An 18,070-nucleotide genomic window follows, 5' to 3' on the forward strand; every position below is an offset into this window, starting at 1 on the left:
AGGATTTTCCGGCATTCACGTCTTTCGCTCTCGTCGAATGTGATTTACTAATAAATCACGTTGGATGAAAAGACGACGCCAATCCCATCATAAGGGGATGCTTCGTCACGTTTGGGTTTGTTTTTTTGATAGTAAAACCCAAAGGCGCTTAAGTTTTGTCGATGCTGCATAGTAAAGCCGGCTGTATACAGATGGGCTTCGGAGTGCCCCTGGTCTGTATAGGAAGCTCCCGCCAGCGGGCGGAAACTTTTGTACAAACTGCCGCGCCAGCTCAATCCAAAATCTTTTGTTTCATTTGTGGTTACCGTTGCGCCATCCGAGCTTTTCTCTTCATAGGAACCGCTGTAATTGATGTCCAGAAAAAATTCCTGATTGAGGGCTTTAAATCTTTGTCCAATCGCGAGTTTGAAAGATGGCGTCGTGCCGGGGTTGTAGACGACCAGAGTTTCTCTGACATCCATGGGGGTGGCAGAGTTTGTAATTGAGTTGTATTCAAGGCCTTCGGCAAAAATATTGGGTAGCAGGACAGATGCAGTCGCGCCCAGGAAATAGGAGTTGGTGACTTTCCATAGAAATCCTGGAGTGATAAAGGGCTGAAGGCTTTTTAGTCTTTCATGATCGTAGGTGGTTATCGCCGTGGTTGTGTCATTTGTGTATCTGTAGCCGTTGATTTCCTGCAGGGTGTAGTTTCCTCCCGCCGAAATACCCCAGCCCATTTTTTCATTGATGGGGTGGGCGTATGCAAGGCCAGCGTTGATAATGCTGGAGTTGATGGAGAGACGGGTGTGATTGATGTTGCCACCAGTTGAGCCCATATTGCTTTGTAGGATGTTGACTGAAATTGGATTTGAAACATAGGCCGAGGCATAACCATTTTCGACCGGTACGATAAAGTTCGCAATAGTGGGACGGATGTTACTTTGCTCATCATCGGCATCCAGTCCGTCCAATTCAAAGCGCATTTGTTCCAGGGCGTTTCCGCTGACGGTGATGCTTAAGCCATCCAGCTTAAAGAAAGCCATGCCCGCAGGATTAAACAAAGGGTTGCCCGCAGATTCAGGCAAGGCAACGCCCACATTGGCCATCAAAGCTTCTTCGTGTCCAATCGGAAACGGCAAAGCCTGGCTGATAACGGGAATAGAAAACACCGCGAGTAGAATTTTTAAAAAGTTCATCGCTGATCTAAGCATGTGACCAAGAATATCCAACGAATTCGTTGGTGGTCACATGACAACGCGTTCATGGAAAGGACATTGTACTTTCTAAGTTGTTTCCAACTGGGGCAATGATTTTTCAGTTTTTGCTCCCAAGCGTTTCAAGTCTTCGACTTGATCCATCAGGTTGCCGCGGCCGTCAGAAAGTTTTTTGGTCACTTCTTCGTGGGCTTTCTGGGCGGCGCCCAGTTTTTCACCCAAATTCTGAATGTCCTTCAAAAGGTTCGCGAACTTTTCGTAAAGAAGACCACCACGTTTTGCGATCTCAAGCGCATTCTTTTCCTGGCGATCCTGTTTCCAAAGGGCTGTTACCGTTCTTAAGGTCGCAAGCAACGTCGTAGGGCTTACGATAGCGATATTGCGCTCCCAAGCGTATTGGAAGATGTCTGGTTTTAATTTAAACGCCAGAGCGAACGCCGGCTCCAAAGGCATAAACAGAATCACGAAATCCGGGGAAATCAATTTATCAGCTGCGTGGTATTTCTTTTCTGACAAGCCATCGATGTGTTTTTTCAGGGAATCGATATGGAATTTACCAAAGCGCTCCTGGTCTTCGATGGTTTCTGCAGAAGAGTACTGTTCGTACGCCACTAAAGTCATTTTCGAGTCGACGATCAGGTGTTTGTTGTCGGGAAGATTCACGATCACGTCGGGGCGAAGGATTTGTCCGTCGTCACCACGCAAATCCATGTCTGTTCCTTGGATGGTGTATTCCTCGCCCTTGCGCAGACCCGAGCGTTCCAGGATGTTTTCCAGGATCAACTCACCCCAATTACCTTGGGTTTTAACTTCGCCTTTAAGGGCTTTGGTCAAATTCTGGGTTTCCGTGGACATCACTTTGTTCAGTTCCATCATCTTCGTCAGTTCGCCACGCAAGATGCCGCGCTCGGAACGTTCGGTGGAGTAGGATTCTTCGACTTTCTTTTCAAAGTCCTTGATGCGTTCTTTAAGGGGTTCCAAAACGGAGGAGATGTTCTTGTGATTTTGATCGGTGAACTTTGCGGACTTTTCCTCAAAGATCTTTTGCGCCATGTTTTCAAACTGAGCGTTCATGCGGGTCGCAAGTTCCTCTTGCTGTTTGCGAGCTTCGTTCATGAGAGACTTGGTTTCAGAGAGGTTCTGCGTCAGAAGTTCGTTCTTCATTTGCAAAGACTGAAGATCTGCCTGCATTTGGGCCTTTTCAGTCATGGCCTGAGCCTTGGATTTAAAGTAAACCACAATACCGGCGATTAAAGCGCCTGCGACAAAAGCGATCACGGTTCCTAAGTTCATCTAAGTTCTCCCTCTGATATCCAAGTCCGTTTTTGCCATAGAGAAGTCCTTTTGGTCACACGAAAAACAGTGTATGATGCGCCCATGAGTCAATTTAAGAGTGTTATTTTAGCTTTCCGTCCTAAAACCCTGACTGCGGCCCTGGTTCCTTGCTTGGCTGCCACCGCTTTGGTGAAAGCCATCGGACTTTCCTGGGATGGCGCTGTTTTGTTTTATGCCCTAGCTGCATCTTTCCTGATCCAAATCGGTACCAACTTGGTGAATGATGCCGTTGATTTCAAAAAGGGTGCTGATACTGAAAAGCGTATTGGTCCACAGCGTATTACACAGGCCGGAATTCTTTCCGCCAATCAGGTTATGATTCTGGGTTCACTTTGTTTCGCCTTGGCCATTGCTTGTGGCATCCCTTTGGTTATGAAGGGTGGAGTGGCGATTGTGATTATCGGTATCGCTTCGGTTTTGATGGGTTACTCTTACACAGCCGGTCCGTTCCCTTTAGCTTACCTGGGCTTGGGTGATTTGTTTGTGATCTTGTTTTTTGGATTGCTGGCCGTGATGGGGATGGTCTTTCTTAACACCGGTGACTGGATGATCGAAGCCTTTGTTCTGGGACTGCAAATCGGTTTCCATGCAACGACCTTGATCGCCATCAACAACCTTCGTGACCGCGAGGGTGATAAGCTGGTGAACAAAAAAACCATGGCCGTACGTTTTGGGGTCAAATTCTCCCGCTACGAAATTGCAGCAATGGCGTTTCTGCCATTTGTACTAAATCTTTACTGGTGGTTTGAGGGTTATAAGATCGCAGCCATCGTTTCGATGTTCGCGTTGCCATTGGCTGTGAAACTGACAAAAAATGTTTTTCAAACTGAGCCCGGTCCTGCTTATAATAAGTTTCTGGGGCAAGCTGCCGGCTTGCACTTGGTATTTGGACTTTTAATCACCTTAGGATTTGCACTTTGATTAAATTGAGCTACCACGAATACAGCTTGAAGCCCTTTACAAATCTAAACTCTGTGAGTGCGGGGCTGCCGCGCAGTGGAGCATTGATTAAAGTGGAGTGGCCTCAGGGACTCGTGGGCTATGGTGATTTGCATCCTTGGCCAGAGCTGGGTGATATGATGCTGGCTGATCAATTGGCGGCTCTAAAAAAAGGCAAGATCACTCCACAGATGGAGCAAACGATCTGGCTGGCTCGCAAAGATGCAGACCTTAGAAAAAAAGGAAAAACCATTTTAAGTTCGGGCGAAAAGGTTCGTAACAACTATCTGGTTTCCAATTATGCCGAAATCGTTCCTGGATTTCTGGATGAGTTAAAACGAGCTCAATTCTCTACGATCAAATTGAAAATGGGACGTGACTTGGCTGCTGAAGCCAATGCTGTCACTCGTATTGCAGCAGCTGGATTTAAAATGCGACTGGATTTTAACAGTGCCTGCAGTTGGCAATCATTTGAAAGATTTTTCAGCGGATTGTCTCCACAGGAAAAAGTGTGGATTGAATACGTCGAGGATCCTTTTCCTTTTGATCCGGATACATGGATGGATGCAAAGAAGCTGGTCAAAATTGCGCTGGATTCAGCCTACGACAAAGTTGATTGGGATAAAATGACCAAGGCTCCATTTGATATTCTGGTGATTAAGCCTGCTAAAATGGATGTCGATAAAGCCATCGAGCGCTGCAAGAAGTTTAATCTGAAAGCCACCGTGACCAGTTACATGGATCATCCCGTGGGTTCAATGGGGGCTCTTGCTGTCGCGATGGAGTGTAAAGAAAACTATCCCAACTTGATGCTGGATGCAGGTTGTATGACGTATCGATCTTACCAAATGGATCAGTTCTCAGCGACTTTAAATACCTCAGGTCCTTATTTCTCCAGCATCAAAGGTTCCGGGGTTGGATTTGATCTGATCCTAAGAGACTTAACGTGGCAGAAACTCAATTAGCTCTGGATTTGAAATCCGACGACAATCTGATTTTGCTGAATCCGCGTTGGCCAAAAGGGGACTTTCAAAAACTGAAGTCACTGGCTGAAGCCGTCCAGGCAGAGCGCGGATTGAAGGGGCACGTGTGGATTGCGACGTCTGGCTCCACAGCGGAATCAGCCAGCGCAACCAAGTTGGTGGCGCTTTCCAAGAAAGCGATCATCTCGTCGGCCGAATCCGTTAATAAGCATTTGAATTCAACCGCGGCTGATGTGTGGACCCAGGTCCTTCCGCATTTTCATGTCGGGGGATTTGGTATTGAGGTGCGTGCTTTGTTAAGTGGTGCCCGTGTGGTGCCTACACTTCAAGATTCCAAGTGGAATGTCGATCACTTTTATCAAGTTCTGATTGATGAAAAGTGCACTCTCTCCGCATTGGTACCGACTCAGGTTTTTGACCTGGTGGAGAAGGGATATAAATCGCCAAGCTCGATGCGCGCGATTGTCGTGGGCGGCGGTGCATTGGACCCGGCTTTATTTGATCGGGCCCGCGCCTTGGGTTGGCCACTCTTGCCAAGCTATGGAATGACCGAAACTGCCTCACAGATCGCGACGGCGAATTTGGACTCGCTGGCAGGCTTCGAGTATCCTGATATTAAGCTGCTTCCCCATGCGGATGCCCGTGTCAATGAAGCCGGCTTTTTAGAAGTGACGGCGCAGTCCTTGTTCACTTGTTATGCGCAAAATACCTCAGAAGGTATGAAGCATTGGGATCCAAAAAAAGAAAACTGGTTCACAACCGAAGACCGCGGGGAGGTTGTGGGTCGAGCACTAAAAATCCAAGGCCGTAGCAAAGACTATGTTAAAATCGGAGGCGAGGGGACGAACGTCGCAAGACTTCGGACTTTGCTTGAACAAGCGGTGATGGACCTAAATCCCCAATGGGTGATGCAGGTGACCTTGCTGGATATGCCTTCAGAGCGATTGGGGTCTGAGATTCATTTGGTCAGCACTTTGTCAGACGACGCCAATCGCAAGATTGCAGAATCTTATAGTGCAAAAGTTTTGCCGTTTGAAAAAATAAGAAAGAGCCACACTGTCGCGCAGATTCCGCGCAGTGATCTAGGCAAGATTCTGTGGCAGCAGCTAAAGAAATTATTGTAGGAGAAAGCCATGATTCGCAAAGAAGAAAATCCCTGGAGTGAAGCCATCGTCATGATCTGCACCAAGTGCGGTAAATCGATCTCCGGTATGAAAGAGGCGAACGTCGCTGACAACCTTAAGATGTTTTATAAGAAAAGCCTGAAAGAAAGCGGTGACGGCAAAAAGATCCGTGTCGTGACTGCAAGTTGTCTGGATATCTGTGAGGACGAGTTTCAGGCGATCACCATTGCCACCAATGACAAGGTCGAATCCTTCATCATGCACCCCGAAAAAGACCGGGATGCATTCCTGGAAATGTTGAAAAAGAAAATCTAAGGAATTGGCAAATTGAAGTACATGAAGAACGGCTGAGCATTAAAGAGTGCTCCGGACGTGTTCAAATTCCAATTCAACATCGTATCTGTATAGGCGCCGTTCACCTTCATATAGAACTTATATTCGTTCACTGAATAAGGGTTTACGATGAAGGCTGAATTTTCCTGGTAGGCAACTGAGCAACTAGGATCCGTGTAAAGGTGCACGTTGCCGAACGCACCAGCAGAAATTGTATAGAAGGACAACTGTATTGGTGTGCTTGCTGGGATTGGTACGTTGGCACTATCCAAATATGTCAGCATGATGTACGAACATGTGTCACGCAGTGGAGAGTTGTAAACCGCCATTGAAATTGCAAAGTTTGTGGCTTCAACGGTCACAGTAATATTGCGGGATACAGCCGTTAGTGAGTTCGGCGACATCGTCACTGTTGCTGGAGAATTCTGACCTGCCGATGATTTTACCCAGAATTTTTTGAAGGTTTGTCCCTGTGGAACCACGACCGTGCTAACCGGGGTAGAGCAATATTCATCTGAATAGAACTGCAGACCGGCAGTAGAGCTTGAGCTGGTCAGGCCGACGTCATAGTCCTTGTCAGCGGGAATTGCCGTCCAATTGCTATTGGCCGTGGTGATTTTGTACTGATAGCACTGACTGCGACCGATGTTGGTTGGTCCGCCGAAATCCATTTTCGCAACGACTGTATCATTGGAAAGATCCACTCTAACCACGTAAGACGGGTTGTCGTAATTGCTGTCAGACACCGTATGGTTTAAGTTGATCTTAACCTGATTGTTCGAAGCCGTTCCTGCATAGGTGTATTTTATGTAGGTAGTAACGGTTGAAACTGCTGAGGCAAACGAAATTGTGGATGTTTTTGCACTGGAATTACAATCGCTCTCGGTGAAGAACTCAAGTTTTGCATCTGAAGGTGCCACGTTCACCGTCAAGCTGGCGCTATCATACGCTGAAGTTTTATAGTAATTCATGCGCTGTAGAGTGATTGGCTGGCAGACATTTTTGTAAATGGTCCCCGGAGCATCCAGGAGTGCAATAAAGCGTCGGGTAGAGGTTGGGTCACGCAAAGTTACAGTGGTTGCGGAACCTGCTTGGAGACCGCCGCTTGCAATAACTGGTGTAAAAGCAATCGTGGAATCCAGTGGAGTTGCCGGCATGCGGGCATAGACTGTGATCATGCCTTGTTTGGCCGGAATGGAAAATAAAGACACCGAGTTTGCGGAAGACGAACAGTCGCTGCTGGTTTGGAAGTAAGTCACGCCCGAGTTTCTGGAGTCTTGTATTGAAAATGTGACGGCAGAATTAGCAGAGGTTTCATTTCCGTTGGCATCAGTCACGTAAGCGTTAAACATTTCACACTGATTGGCGCCAGCAAAACCAGCAGGGAATACTTTTCGCAAAGTCACGTGTGTAGCAACGGTATTTCCACTTCCAGGTGTTCGATTGTTGGTGATCGTCAAAGTACGAGTGTCACCAAACCACGTTTCACCCTTGATCAGAATATGCTCGACATCGTCATTATCATCAGTTGCGTCGATACCCCAGATGCTTAATAGATCAGTCGAAGTCAGATAGATATCAAATGATCCGTCAGAGCAGTCCGAGTCATTGGTAATGCTACCAAGAGAAGTGCCCGAAGTATTCGGAGAAACAGGTGGTGAATGGAACGAGTCTTCGTTGAAGCCAATTACGACCGGTCCCACGCGAGTGTCGCAGGAACCTGAAATACGAACGTAGCCCTGCACTTCCATGTCCTGATCAAATGGACTGGAGCTGGATAATACGGGGGCAGCAAGCTTTCTGCCTAAAGTTGAAACTGCCACTTCCGGATCTTTACATCCAGATAAAAAGGCTGCTGAAAGCATTATAAGTAAGAGTGATTTTCCACTTACGTTCATCATGGAATACTCTTCGACATGCTAAGCTTTGGTCTTAAGACTTAGATTGAGAAACTTTCAGATTGTAAGGTTGCCGTCTCAGGGTGAGACGGCGAAGTGGATCAATTCATAACAGGGTTTATTTTCCCCAGCCTTTTTCACTTTCGATCTGTTCGCGAATTTGACGCTCAATTGATTCTGCAGGAACCAATTTGCCTTTACCCACGCCAGGGCAGAAGGCTTTCACATCTTTTGCCCATGATTTTGCATTCATCACTTCCGGCCAAAACGGCCAAGTACGGCATTGTGTAGGGCGAGCCTCGTAAACTCCGCAGCCCTTGCCTTTAAGGAACATGCAATCGGTATTTTTTGGATCCTCTTTCAAGTGCCAGATGCCGCCGGTTTTTTCGCAGTAACGGCGAGTGAAGGCAGAGGTGCTGATATTCAAATGTTTCGCAAAACGCTGACGGTCTTCAAGATTCAAATACACGAAACCGTACTCACCATGAGAAGTGCAACATTTGCCGGAGCCGGTGCATTCAAAGCGTACGCCTTCGCGCCACCATTCTTTGCCTGTAAATTGAAACTCTTCCATTAGTTTTGCTCCAAATAAGGTTCCAGGCGCGATTTCATCAGCGCCGGAATCGCTGCTTTTTGTTTGGTCTTCATATCCAAAACCGAATGAACCATTGTAACCACGGCGTGGGTTTTGGAACCTTGAGTGAACACATACTTCATCTTGAATGAAGTTTCACCGAAACTTGCCACGTTGACGGCGATTTCATAAGTCTCACCCGGGAAAAAAGGGGCCAGGTAATTGGCTTCAGAGTGACGAAGAGGAATCGCATAGTCGGGACCGTTGAAATACTCTTTCCAGGTGTAGCCGGCGTCCACGATGAATTGTTCAAAGGCGTCGTGGGCGAACCCGTAAATATTCCCAAAAAACATGATTTTAGCGGGGTCCGCTTCCCTGAAAGTCAGGGTCTTTTTCGTTCGGAAGGTTTTATTCATAATGACTGGAACTTTAAGGCTGTTCTGCCCTTGACAGCAAGCGCGAATATCAGCATTTTGGGGCCTCATTAGGAGTCTTAATTGTCGCGCAATGTCATTGATCTGAAAGTCTATGATTCCAGGGATTTCCCTGCCTACTTACCAAAGCTGAATAAGCTTTATGATGATCTCTTTTCTGGAGGCAAAGGCTTCCGCGCGAAATTGATTCGTATGATGGCTTCAAGCATTTCTCTGGATGGAAAGTCCGAGCATCTGCTGGCGCAAACGATCGAGTTCATCCACAACGCATCTTTGTTGCATGATGATTTGATTGATCGCTCCCATCTTCGCCGCGGAAAAACCACAGCATGGATGAAGTACACACCTGAATACGCAGTCCTTGCCGGTGATTACTTGCTGGCGCGTGTGATGGTGAACCTTTCCGGTCACGGCAATATCAAACTGGTTCAATACACAGCTGAAATCATCTCCGACCTTTTGGAAGGCGAGTGGTTGCAGGATTCTGTTGTCGGTGACTACTTCGTCACTCTTGAGCAGTTGGATCGCATTCATAATCTAAAAACAGCTTCTTTGTTCAAATGGTGTATTCGTGCACCATTCATCGCACAAGAGCGCTACGATTCTGAACTTCATCAGATTCTGGAAGAGATGGGCACTTTATTGGGCCAGTTGTTCCAGCGTTCAGACGATTTGTTGGACTATGACATCCGTAACGAAGAGGGTAAAGCGATCCTGGGTGATTTGAAATCAGGTTACCTGAACTCATTTGGTGCTTACATCACTTCCGGTCGTTCCCGTCAGGAAATTGATCAGATCGTAAAATCCAAAAACCTGGAGCAGTACTACGCAAGTATCGGTGGCAAGGAAGTCTTTGATCAAAAGGTGCAGGCCTTTGATGAAATGAACAAATCCCTGATCGCCATGTACGACCATCACCTTGAGCGTTTGAAAAAACACATAAAGCCGGGTGAGGAAAAACTGATCGATCAGCTTCGTCCGTTGACGGAAATTCTATACTGGAGAAGGAAGCCTTCTTCGTGAATGAGTTCGTTACTCTAAGTAAGAGTTCCCCACAGTTTGAATCTTATTTGCTGGGCACGTTTTCGAAAGAAAAACGTGCTTTGCCTGTTCAGACTTTGAATGTGAACTCTGCTTCAGAGACGGTGACGTTTAAAATCGTTCCGGTCAGCTCCCTGGAGTTTCCTCCGCGCCTTGTGCGCATTCTGCAAACAATCAAGATCAGAAGTTTTCTGTTCATCCTGGTTCCTCTATTTTTGCTTTTGACAAAAAATATTGCCGATCAAACATTGCGTGATCCGATTTCAACTGTGATCGCGACCGTGGGATTGATCTTCGCATTTATTTCCGTGAATCTGCGCAACGACTACACCGATCATATTCGCGGCGTGGATCGGATCTTAGAGCGCAGTGGCAGCCGGGCCATTCAAAATGGCTGGACGACAGCAGCACACATCAAAAGTCTTTCCACAGTCTTCCTGCTGTTGGCTTTTGCATGCTCAGTGCCTGTGATGGTGACTTACACCGATGTCGCCTATCTGGTGGTGGCTGCGGCCTCGATTGGATTGTGGGCACAGTTTCAAAAACGTGTTTCTTTCAAATACCAAATCGGTGGTGAGATCTGTCTGTTCCTGTTGTTCGGACCGCTTTTGACCGTGTCCTACCAACTATCGATGGGAGCACCTTACGATATTGAATCCTTGTGGATCGGTGTGGTCTGGGGTTGGGCAGTTTTGTTTGTGGTTCACTTGCGCAATTTCATCAATATTTTGCCAAGCTCCCAAGCGGGATTCCGTAACACCGTCAATTGGCTGGGCTTTGATCGCTCACGTCGTTTGATTGCCATTTGGTGGTTTGTCTACCTGGTTATTAATTTGTTCTATCATGCGGTTTATGCCGGAAAGTATTGGGGAGTTTACGTCAGCGTAGCCCTGGTGCTGTTGTCCTTTAGTTTCATTGCCAAGCTAAAAGCACTTTCCAGTCCGGTGGGCGGCGATGTTCGCCAGGTCTTCAAATACGGTTTCACATTGTTCTTGTTCACTATCGGACTGTGGGTGTTTGAATGTCTTTGGTATCTGTTTCTGACCAGATAAAAAACATCTGCGTCGTTGCAGATGAATCCGGTCTTGCAAAAGGGCAGCATTGGGCGAAATTCCTTGGCTGTCCGTTAAATCCTCCCTCATTGGATCCTTACTATTTTCGCTTCAACGTTGAAGGCGATCGTGTGTACGTGCGCGATCAGGACAAACGAAAGCTGGAGATCAATTTCGACGAAAATCATCTGGATTACGAACGCAAAGGTCACCGCGGCAAGCAGGAGATCATCGCCAAAGCACTGGGCGCAGCCAAGGGCTGCAAGAAGGTTTTGGATCTTTCTGTGGGGATGGGGATCGACAGTGTGTTTTTGACTCAGCTGGGATTTCAGGTGACGGGAGTCGAGCGCTCGCCCGTGTTGTATGCATTGTTGAGCGAGGCTTTTGAAAATACTCAGAAGGAATATTTAAAATCCTATCAGCTTCATTTTGCCAACAGTCTGGAATTTTTGCGCGAGCAAAAAGGCAAAATTGAAATCGATTCCATTTATTTTGATCCGATGTATCCGCATAAAAAGAAGTCGTCTTTACCCAAGCAGGAGATGGTCGTTTTCCGCGATTTGGTGGGGCACGATGACGACGCTGCGGAAGTTTTGAAGGAAGCGTTGAAGTGGCCTGTGCGCCGTGTGGTGGTGAAAAGGCCGATCCATGCAGAGCAGTTGCTGCCTGGAGTGATTCACTCCTTTGAAGGAAAGGTGGTTCGTTATGATTCTTATGTGGTTGGGTAGTTTCGTCCTGATGATGTTGGGTCTGACGATGTCGCAAAAAAATGCGGCTCAGCTTTTACAGGGATTTCAAAAACATTTCCTGGATAAGAATTTGGATCAGCCCAAAATGACCAAAATGTTTCAGTACTGCCTTGATGTGGTTCTGCTGGACGTGTCTCCGCAAAAATCACTGTATGCGGGAATGGCGATGTACAATCTGCGTATTGCAGGTTTGCGCTCCAGTGCTTTGGTGATGTGCCTGTCCACGCTGGGTGCGTGGTGGGTGGCATTGTTGGGGATGCTTTTTCTAAGCTTTAATGGTTCGTTCTTGTTGGGTCTTTGCTTTTTGGGACTTGTCTCCGTGGTGATGACTCCCAATGTTCGCACTATTCTGAAATGGATTTTGGGCGCGGGCATCTTTTTGATTGGCGGGGAGTTGATGCTAAAAAACTCCAACGTCCTGATTATGGCGCTGGGGCAAAGTGATTTCGCTTTTTTCCTGGCTGATGGGCGCTTCCCAGCCGTGGCCTCCATTATGTTGGCAGCAATCGTGATTAGTCTTGCTGTGCGTGTGGAGTTCTGGTCCCTGGTGCTGGCTTTGTCGCTGGTTTTTGTGAATGTGATTTCCATCAATGGGGCGATAGCATTGATTGCCGGTGAGCGTATCGGCCGCATGCTTCTTTTCTGGTGGCATTCCAGAGCTTTGAATCAGGATTGCCGTCGTGTGGGGATGCAGTTTTCATTGGCGTCCATTGCAGGTGTTATCTTGGGTCTCTTGCTGGCCGGTGAAGTGCGTGTGACCATGAACATGGGATACACGGCAGAGATGACGGCTTATCAGGAAAAGAGTCTTCAGTTGGTAATCTTGTTCCTGATCATCCTGGGTGTGCAGTTTGTCGCCCAAATGGTATGGGGTCACTTCGGTGGCAACTCCAAAGTGGACGAATTGCAGGATGCTAAATACATTTCCAAGGTTTGGCTTTCTGAAGAGTACGCTTCCCCAGGAGTGTATGCGTGGGCCAAATCTAAAATTCATAAACGTCTGAGTGAAGTTCGATACCATTTGCAAGGTTTGGGAACACTTCAAGAGGGACAAGTCCCGGCACACATTCAAGGACGTCTGAAAGAGGAAGAACAGCAGCTGGCGCAGCTTGAATCCTTGATGGTTTCACTTACGCAATAATCATAATTTTGTTTCCAATTTTGGGCTGCTGTCGATAGTTTAAGCAGCCCGGTTCATATTTAATGAACCTTGTTGGTGGTCCGCGTGTTGCAAATGAACTGGCGAACCTGAATCCCAACGATAAAAGAAGGAAGTAAAATGAAATCAATCTTATTTGTCCTTGTGACAGCTTTATCAATGAATGCGATGGCGTTGGAGATTACGACGTCCGTAAAAATCACTCAGGCAAACCAAGCTGAAGAAGACTACAAGCGTATTTTGATTGGTGCTCAGGATGATGCAGCGATGTTTATCGCGACAGATGGCCAAGTGCGTGGACCAAACTTGCAAGCGGCTCTGGAAGCTGTTCGCCACGTTAACAGAACCACGGCAAACGATCTGCAAATTGCAGAAGAGATTTTGAAGCTAAAATAGACTTTTAAAGTTCAAATCTTTGAAAAAGCCACCCATCAGGGTGGCTTTTATTTTGAGATAGGCGAAGCATTTTCGCTGCCCAAAACCGGCACCTGTTCATCTTTCAAGCATCTAAAATGGCTTATAAACGATTGGTTCTATTTGAGAAAGTCTTCCGATGGCAGGGAGTTTGAAGGTTGTTGGGAATGATGAAAACACCCAATTTCAAACATTTGCTAGCCATGACCCTTCCGCTGTTTACTGTGGTTTCGGCCCAGGCTTTTGAATACCAGGTGGTGACTCCACTTTCTTCATCACAAAAACTAGCTGTTCAGGACTTGTTAAAGCAAGCTGAGCAGAAGCTTCCGGAAACTTTGAAATCCGCACTTGGAACCGTTGCGGTTCGCTTTGATAAACTTCCATCATTTGGTCTGCAGTCGGCCCTGGGTAAAGCCAGCTTCCAAGGTCGTGACCTGACTCTGGATAACAGCACTTTGGGTGAAATCGTCAAAGGTCCTCTTAATTCCAAAAAGACCGATCGCAAACATAAAACCATGTATGCGGAAATTCTTGCGACTGTTTTGCATGAAACCACTCACCTGTATGATTTTGCCAATGTTCACAGTGATTCTGAAAAGGAAATGATCAGACGCTGTGATACCAAATTTGCAAAATCCAAGGATGATCGTATCCGTGATGGAGCTCGTCCCTATGCCTGCAAATACTACGAGGACATGACAACGTCGTTCTCTAAAAATCCGTATTTCCTTCAGGTCGCAGGTTGGGCTGGTCAACCAGAGAACGGTTTGAATCAACGCACTCCGGATCTTTATGAGTTGCAAAATCCAAAAGAGTATCTTGCAGTGAATATGGAATACTTCCTTATGGATCCGCAGTTTAAATGCCGTCGTCCAGGCATGTACAAAGTATTGTCCAGCCAGTTCCAGCATATTCCTTTCAAGGATGTGACTTGTGAGCAGGAGTTGGGCTATGTGATTCCAAACAGCTCCTATAAATTGGCACAAGTTCTTTCAATTGATCCGAATCGCGTTTACCAGGTTCACTATCTGTTTGCCGAAAAAGGCAGTGACCTTTCCGCCGGATGGGGACATGCGATGGTGCGTTTGGTTACTTGCTCGCCACAACGTAAGTTTGTGGGACCGGATTGCCTTCGTGATGTCGAATATCATCTGGTTCTTAGCTATCGCGCATTCGTCGACTCTTTGCAGTTGAATGCTTGGGCGGGATTGGTTGGAGACTACCCTTCGCGGTTATTTATTCTTCCTTTGAATCAGGTAATTGATGAATACGCGAAAACTCAGTTCCGTGCTTTGCGCAGTTTGCCTTTGGCCCTGACGCGTGCACAGATTCAGAATCTGATTGAGCGTTCTGTTGAAATTCACTGGGGCTACAACGGCCAGTATAAGTTTATTACGAATAATTGTGCGACCGAGACCATGGATTTGTTGCAGTCGGTTCTATTGTCGCCAGCCATCATGAATACGGAAATTAAAACGCCAAAAGGCCTGTATGATGTTCTTTTAAAGCAAGGCATAGGCAATGAACGCGTGTTCTTTGATATGAAATCCGCGTTGGAATTGGGCTACTATTTCGATTCCTATGAAGAGCGCTACAGTAAGACTTTCCAGATAATTCATGAAGCTGGTTTGACAGGCGCCAAGGATTTTAAACAATGGGTGGAATCAACTGCGGCTTATCGTAGTGGAATCATCAAAGGCATTAATAAATCTCAAGCCAACTATAAGAAAGTTACGGCATCTTTGTTCGTGTTGGAGCTTGCAGCACAAAGACAGCTACAGAATGCGATCATGCAGGAATTGACTCAAGTGATTTCTGAGTCACAGAAGCAGAGTGGAAACTCAAAAAGCACCGGGGTGAAGGCAGCGGATAACTATCTTGCGCTTTCTCAACTTTTTGCGAAGCCATCCTCCTTTTTGCCAAGAGGTTCCGGCTATGGTTTGCCGGACTCCAAAGAAATGTCCCAGGCATCGGCTTTAGTGGATCAAAAAGCCGACGAGTCCGTGGAGATTTCCAAGGAAACTCAAAGGATAGCTGATCAGTTGACGGATCCGATGCTTCTGAAAGAAGTCGAAACAAGTAACGAAAATATTAAATTGCTACAGACGCTGCTTCGCGAGAAGTAGGAAAGGGTGACCCTATGAAAAAAGCGGTTTTAACAACAATCATTTTGCTTACTGGTGTATCTGCGATGGCTCAATACTATCCAGGTCCTGTCCCACCTCCGGCTCCAGGCCCGGTATACTACCCAGGTGGCGGTGGTCATGGTCATGGTGGTGGACATCACGGTCGTTCCAATGAAGACGAAGCCATGTCGGCGATGAGTGCAGCGACGGGTGCCATGTTTTTATCTTTGGCGAGTATCTGCTCAACAGGTCCAGGCTGCCACTACAAACAGTTGATTAACAGCGCGAAAGACGACGCGGCTTTGTTCCTTGTGGACGGAACAAAAGGTGCCAAACTGGTAAAAGCTCTTGAGGAATTGCGTGCAGCGGTTCCAACAGATAAGAGTTCTGATACGCAGTTGGCGGAAGCGATCCTGAACTTCAACGAATAGCCGCATCTCGACCCGACCAAGGACCGAGTCAGGAATCACTGCCTGACTCGGCCTGAAAACAAATCTAAAATAAGAGCGCTATGTCGAATGATCCAAACGCTCTTAAAGAACGCATCTCAGATTTAGAACATGAACTCGCTGTCAAAGAAGCCGAGGTTCATCGTTATCGCCTGGAACTGGGCAAAGCCAATCAAGCTTTAGAGAAAATGATCATGCAGATGAGCCAGGAATTGAAGATGGCTCAGACTCTGCAAAAAAAGCTTTCCCCCACTGAATTGCCAAACGTACAAGGATTCGAGTTCAGCACCAAATTTTTGCCGGGCACTCGGTCCGGCGGGGACTACTTTGATATCTTCGAACATGAAGACAAACTCAAATTTGGCATTCTGATTTCTAGCGCGACGGGCTACTCACTCTCATCGATGCTGCTTTCGGTTATCATTAAAATTTCATCTCAGATGGAAGCGCGTCGCGGCCTTGAAGCCCACAAGGTAGTGGGTATATTGGCTAAAGACGTTGTTCCAAATATTACGAATGAAGATCGCGCGAACATCTTTTACGGTATCGTCGATCGACGCAGTTATGAATTTCAGTATTGTTCAGTAGGTGACATCGATGGATTTCACCAGATATACGGCAAGGAAGGTCTTTCTGAGCTCATGGCGACAGGACCAAGCCTTGGTAAGGATTTTAACACGGAGCCTCAAAGTCGCACGGTGCAATTGAATCCCCGTGATAGACTGATACTGGCTACTGAAGGACTTAAAAACTCTCAAAACTCATTGGGAGTTGGCTGGGGCGGGCACAATCTGATGGATGCCATATCCAAGGCACCTCGTCAGGGTGTTCACGAGCTGCGTAACGAGATTCTGTATTTGAATCAACAGTACACAGGCAAAGAAGACCCCGTTCGTGATCAGACTCTGATCGTCACTGAGGTGAAGGATCGAGTGATCAAGCTTGCCAAGAACTAGCTGTTTTTATATGACTTATTTTATCTAATTCCACTGGAAAGGAACCCCACAATGGCTGAAGTAAATATCTACGAAGGCGCCTTGGATAAAGGCTTAGAAGGCGTAGTAGCATGTACAACGAAAGTATCTTTTATCGTTGGCGATAATCTTAATTTCCGCGGTTACACAATCGACGATTTGGCTGCGAACTCCACATTCGAGGAAGTGACATACCTTCTTTGGAACGACAAGCTTCCAAATGCTTCTGAATTGGAAACATTCTCTAAAGAGCTTCACGCTGAAATGGCGTTGTCTCCAGACTTTATCAAAGTTCTAAAAGGTATCCCAACTGACGTTCACCCAATGGGTTGGTTGCGTACGGCTGTTTCTTTGATGGCTCACTACGATAAAGACGCTAACGACATGTCTGCTGAAGCAAACCTTCGCAAATCTGTTCGTTTGACTGCGAAAATGGGAACTCTTCTTTGTGCATTCGATGCAATCCGCAAAGGCAAAGAGCCTGTAGCTCCAAAAACTGACAAGTCTATGGCTTGGAACATGATGTACATGCTTACTGGCGGCAAAGAGCCTAATGCTGAACACGTGAAAGTAATGGACACTTGCTTGATCCTTCACGCTGACCATGAGTTGAACTGCTCTGCATTCGCAACTCGCGTAACAGCTTCTTCATTGTCTGATCTTCACTCTGCAATCGTATCTGCGATTGGCGCCTTGAAAGGCCCTTTGCATGGCGGAGCGAATGAGCAAGTTATCTTGATGCTTCAAAAAATCGGCACAATGGATAAAGCTCAACAATTCGTAAAAGACGCTCTTCAAGCGAAAGAAAAAGTTATGGGTATCGGTCACCGCGTATACAAAAACGGCGACCCTCGTGCTCGCATCCTTCGCGCTATGTCTGAAAAATTGACTAAAGCGGCTGGCATGGAAACTATGTACCAAATGTCGACTTTGATCGACGATACTATGTACAAAGAAAAAGGTTTGATGCCGAACGTGGATTTCTATTCTGCGACTGTGTACTTCTCAATGGGTATCCCAACTGATTTGTTCACTCCAATCTTCGCAGCTTCTCGTATCTCTGGCTGGTGTGCACATGCATTCGAGCAATACGCGAACAACCGTATCTACCGTCCTCGTGGTAAATGGGCTGGTAAAGAAGGTTTGACTTGGAAACCTGCTAACCAAAGGTAGCATTCACTCCGGCGTTGCCGGAGTATTTTATTCACTCCGGTTTCGCCGGAGTAGGATTTGAAAAAACTTTGGTCTCAAAAGGGAGTCGTAAGACTCCCTTTTTTATTTGTAGGAATGCAG

The 18,070-nt window shown here is 46.7% G+C and carries 18 protein-coding genes; 13 read left to right on the forward strand and 5 right to left on the reverse strand.

All coding sequences use genetic code 11. The features are described from left to right. Positions 1 to 47: 47 nt before the first annotated feature. Together AAAA73_RS12340 and AAAA73_RS12345 are read right to left on the reverse strand one after the other, a co-directional pair. Positions 48 to 1,190 (reverse strand): hypothetical protein, encoded by a 1,143-nt coding sequence (locus AAAA73_RS12340; RefSeq protein ID WP_340598627.1) that lies wholly within the window; start codon positions 1,188 to 1,190, stop codon positions 48 to 50. A gap of 72 nt (positions 1,191 to 1,262) precedes the next feature. Continuing rightward, on the reverse strand, positions 1,263 to 2,486 hold the full coding sequence (locus tag AAAA73_RS12345; RefSeq protein ID WP_340598628.1) for a DNA recombination protein RmuC: 1,224 nt from the start codon (positions 2,484 to 2,486) through the stop codon (positions 1,263 to 1,265). An 84-nt stretch (positions 2,487 to 2,570) separates the two neighbouring features. Here AAAA73_RS12345 and menA point away from each other — a divergent pair, with 84 nt between their 5' ends. The 4 genes from menA to AAAA73_RS12365 are packed head-to-tail and all read left to right on the forward strand — an operon-like array spanning position 2,571 to position 5,889. After that, positions 2,571 to 3,449 carry a 1,4-dihydroxy-2-naphthoate octaprenyltransferase gene (gene menA, locus AAAA73_RS12350; protein WP_340598629.1) on the forward strand — a complete coding sequence of 293 codons (879 nt, stop codon included), beginning with the start codon at positions 2,571 to 2,573 and terminating at the stop codon, positions 3,447 to 3,449. After that, positions 3,446 to 4,432 (forward strand): o-succinylbenzoate synthase MenC, encoded by a 987-nt coding sequence (gene menC / locus AAAA73_RS12355; protein ID WP_340598630.1) that lies wholly within the window; start codon positions 3,446 to 3,448, stop codon positions 4,430 to 4,432. Before menA ends, menC begins: the two co-directional genes overlap by 4 nt. Next, positions 4,414 to 5,574: an AMP-binding protein gene (locus AAAA73_RS12360; protein ID WP_340598631.1), complete on the forward strand. Its 1,161-nt coding sequence runs from the start codon at positions 4,414 to 4,416 to the stop codon at positions 5,572 to 5,574. The genes menC and AAAA73_RS12360 overlap by 19 nt, the downstream gene beginning before the upstream one ends. A 9-nt stretch (positions 5,575 to 5,583) precedes the next feature. Continuing rightward, positions 5,584 to 5,889 carry a (2Fe-2S) ferredoxin domain-containing protein gene (locus AAAA73_RS12365; RefSeq protein ID WP_340598632.1) on the forward strand — a complete coding sequence of 102 codons (306 nt, stop codon included), beginning with the start codon at positions 5,584 to 5,586 and terminating at the stop codon, positions 5,887 to 5,889. Here the strand turns inward: AAAA73_RS12365 and AAAA73_RS12370 are convergent. From AAAA73_RS12370 to AAAA73_RS12380, 3 genes are all read right to left on the reverse strand, one after another. After that, on the reverse strand, positions 5,886 to 7,808 hold the full coding sequence (locus tag AAAA73_RS12370; protein WP_340598633.1) for a hypothetical protein: 1,923 nt from the start codon (positions 7,806 to 7,808) through the stop codon (positions 5,886 to 5,888). The two genes, AAAA73_RS12365 and AAAA73_RS12370, sit on opposite strands and share 4 nt — an antisense overlap. 115 nt (positions 7,809 to 7,923) lie before the next feature. Continuing rightward, on the reverse strand, positions 7,924 to 8,379 hold the full coding sequence (locus AAAA73_RS12375) for a YkgJ family cysteine cluster protein (protein ID WP_340598634.1): 456 nt from the start codon (positions 8,377 to 8,379) through the stop codon (positions 7,924 to 7,926). Next, positions 8,379 to 8,795, reverse strand: a complete 417-nt coding sequence (locus AAAA73_RS12380) for an acyl-CoA thioesterase (RefSeq protein WP_340598635.1) — start codon at positions 8,793 to 8,795, stop codon at positions 8,379 to 8,381. The genes AAAA73_RS12375 and AAAA73_RS12380 overlap by 1 nt, the downstream gene beginning before the upstream one ends. Positions 8,796 to 8,876: 81 nt before the next feature. Between AAAA73_RS12380 and AAAA73_RS12385 the strand changes: the two genes are divergently transcribed. The 9 genes from AAAA73_RS12385 to AAAA73_RS12425 all read left to right on the forward strand — a co-directional run bounded on the left by AAAA73_RS12385 (position 8,877) and on the right by AAAA73_RS12425 (position 17,950). Next, complete coding sequence (locus tag AAAA73_RS12385; RefSeq protein ID WP_340598636.1) at positions 8,877 to 9,836, forward strand: polyprenyl synthetase family protein; 960 nt, start codon at positions 8,877 to 8,879, stop codon at positions 9,834 to 9,836. Further along, entirely contained in the window at positions 9,833 to 10,906 is a 1,074-nt protein-coding gene (locus tag AAAA73_RS12390) for a prenyltransferase (protein ID WP_340598637.1), read from the forward strand. The genes AAAA73_RS12385 and AAAA73_RS12390 overlap by 4 nt, the downstream gene beginning before the upstream one ends. Then, a complete protein-coding gene (locus tag AAAA73_RS12395) occupies positions 10,876 to 11,634 on the forward strand; it encodes a class I SAM-dependent methyltransferase (RefSeq protein ID WP_340598638.1) in 759 nt (252 codons plus the stop codon). Before AAAA73_RS12390 ends, AAAA73_RS12395 begins: the two co-directional genes overlap by 31 nt. Then, a complete protein-coding gene (locus tag AAAA73_RS12400) occupies positions 11,612 to 12,796 on the forward strand; it encodes a hypothetical protein (protein ID WP_340598639.1) in 1,185 nt (394 codons plus the stop codon). The genes AAAA73_RS12395 and AAAA73_RS12400 overlap by 23 nt, the downstream gene beginning before the upstream one ends. A 138-nt stretch (positions 12,797 to 12,934) precedes the next feature. Continuing rightward, positions 12,935 to 13,210, forward strand: a complete 276-nt coding sequence (locus AAAA73_RS12405) for a DUF2388 domain-containing protein (RefSeq protein WP_340598640.1) — start codon at positions 12,935 to 12,937, stop codon at positions 13,208 to 13,210. Between the two features lie 185 nt (positions 13,211 to 13,395). Continuing rightward, positions 13,396 to 15,354 carry a DUF7844 domain-containing protein gene (locus tag AAAA73_RS12410; RefSeq protein ID WP_340598641.1) on the forward strand — a complete coding sequence of 653 codons (1,959 nt, stop codon included), beginning with the start codon at positions 13,396 to 13,398 and terminating at the stop codon, positions 15,352 to 15,354. Between the two features lie 14 nt (positions 15,355 to 15,368). Next, the gene (locus AAAA73_RS12415; protein ID WP_340598642.1) at positions 15,369 to 15,785 is read left to right on the forward strand and encodes a DUF2388 domain-containing protein; all 417 of its coding nucleotides are present in this window, start codon (positions 15,369 to 15,371) and stop codon (positions 15,783 to 15,785) included. Between the two features lie 80 nt (positions 15,786 to 15,865). Next, the gene (locus AAAA73_RS12420; RefSeq protein WP_340598643.1) at positions 15,866 to 16,759 is read left to right on the forward strand and encodes a PP2C family protein-serine/threonine phosphatase; all 894 of its coding nucleotides are present in this window, start codon (positions 15,866 to 15,868) and stop codon (positions 16,757 to 16,759) included. A 51-nt stretch (positions 16,760 to 16,810) separates the two neighbouring features. Beyond that, complete coding sequence (locus tag AAAA73_RS12425) at positions 16,811 to 17,950, forward strand: citrate synthase (RefSeq protein ID WP_340598644.1); 1,140 nt, start codon at positions 16,811 to 16,813, stop codon at positions 17,948 to 17,950. The last annotated feature ends 120 nt before the right edge of the window (positions 17,951 to 18,070 follow it).

Source organism: Bdellovibrio sp. GT3, assembly GCF_037996765.1.
In the GTDB taxonomy this organism is placed as follows: domain Bacteria; phylum Bdellovibrionota; class Bdellovibrionia; order Bdellovibrionales; family Bdellovibrionaceae; genus Bdellovibrio.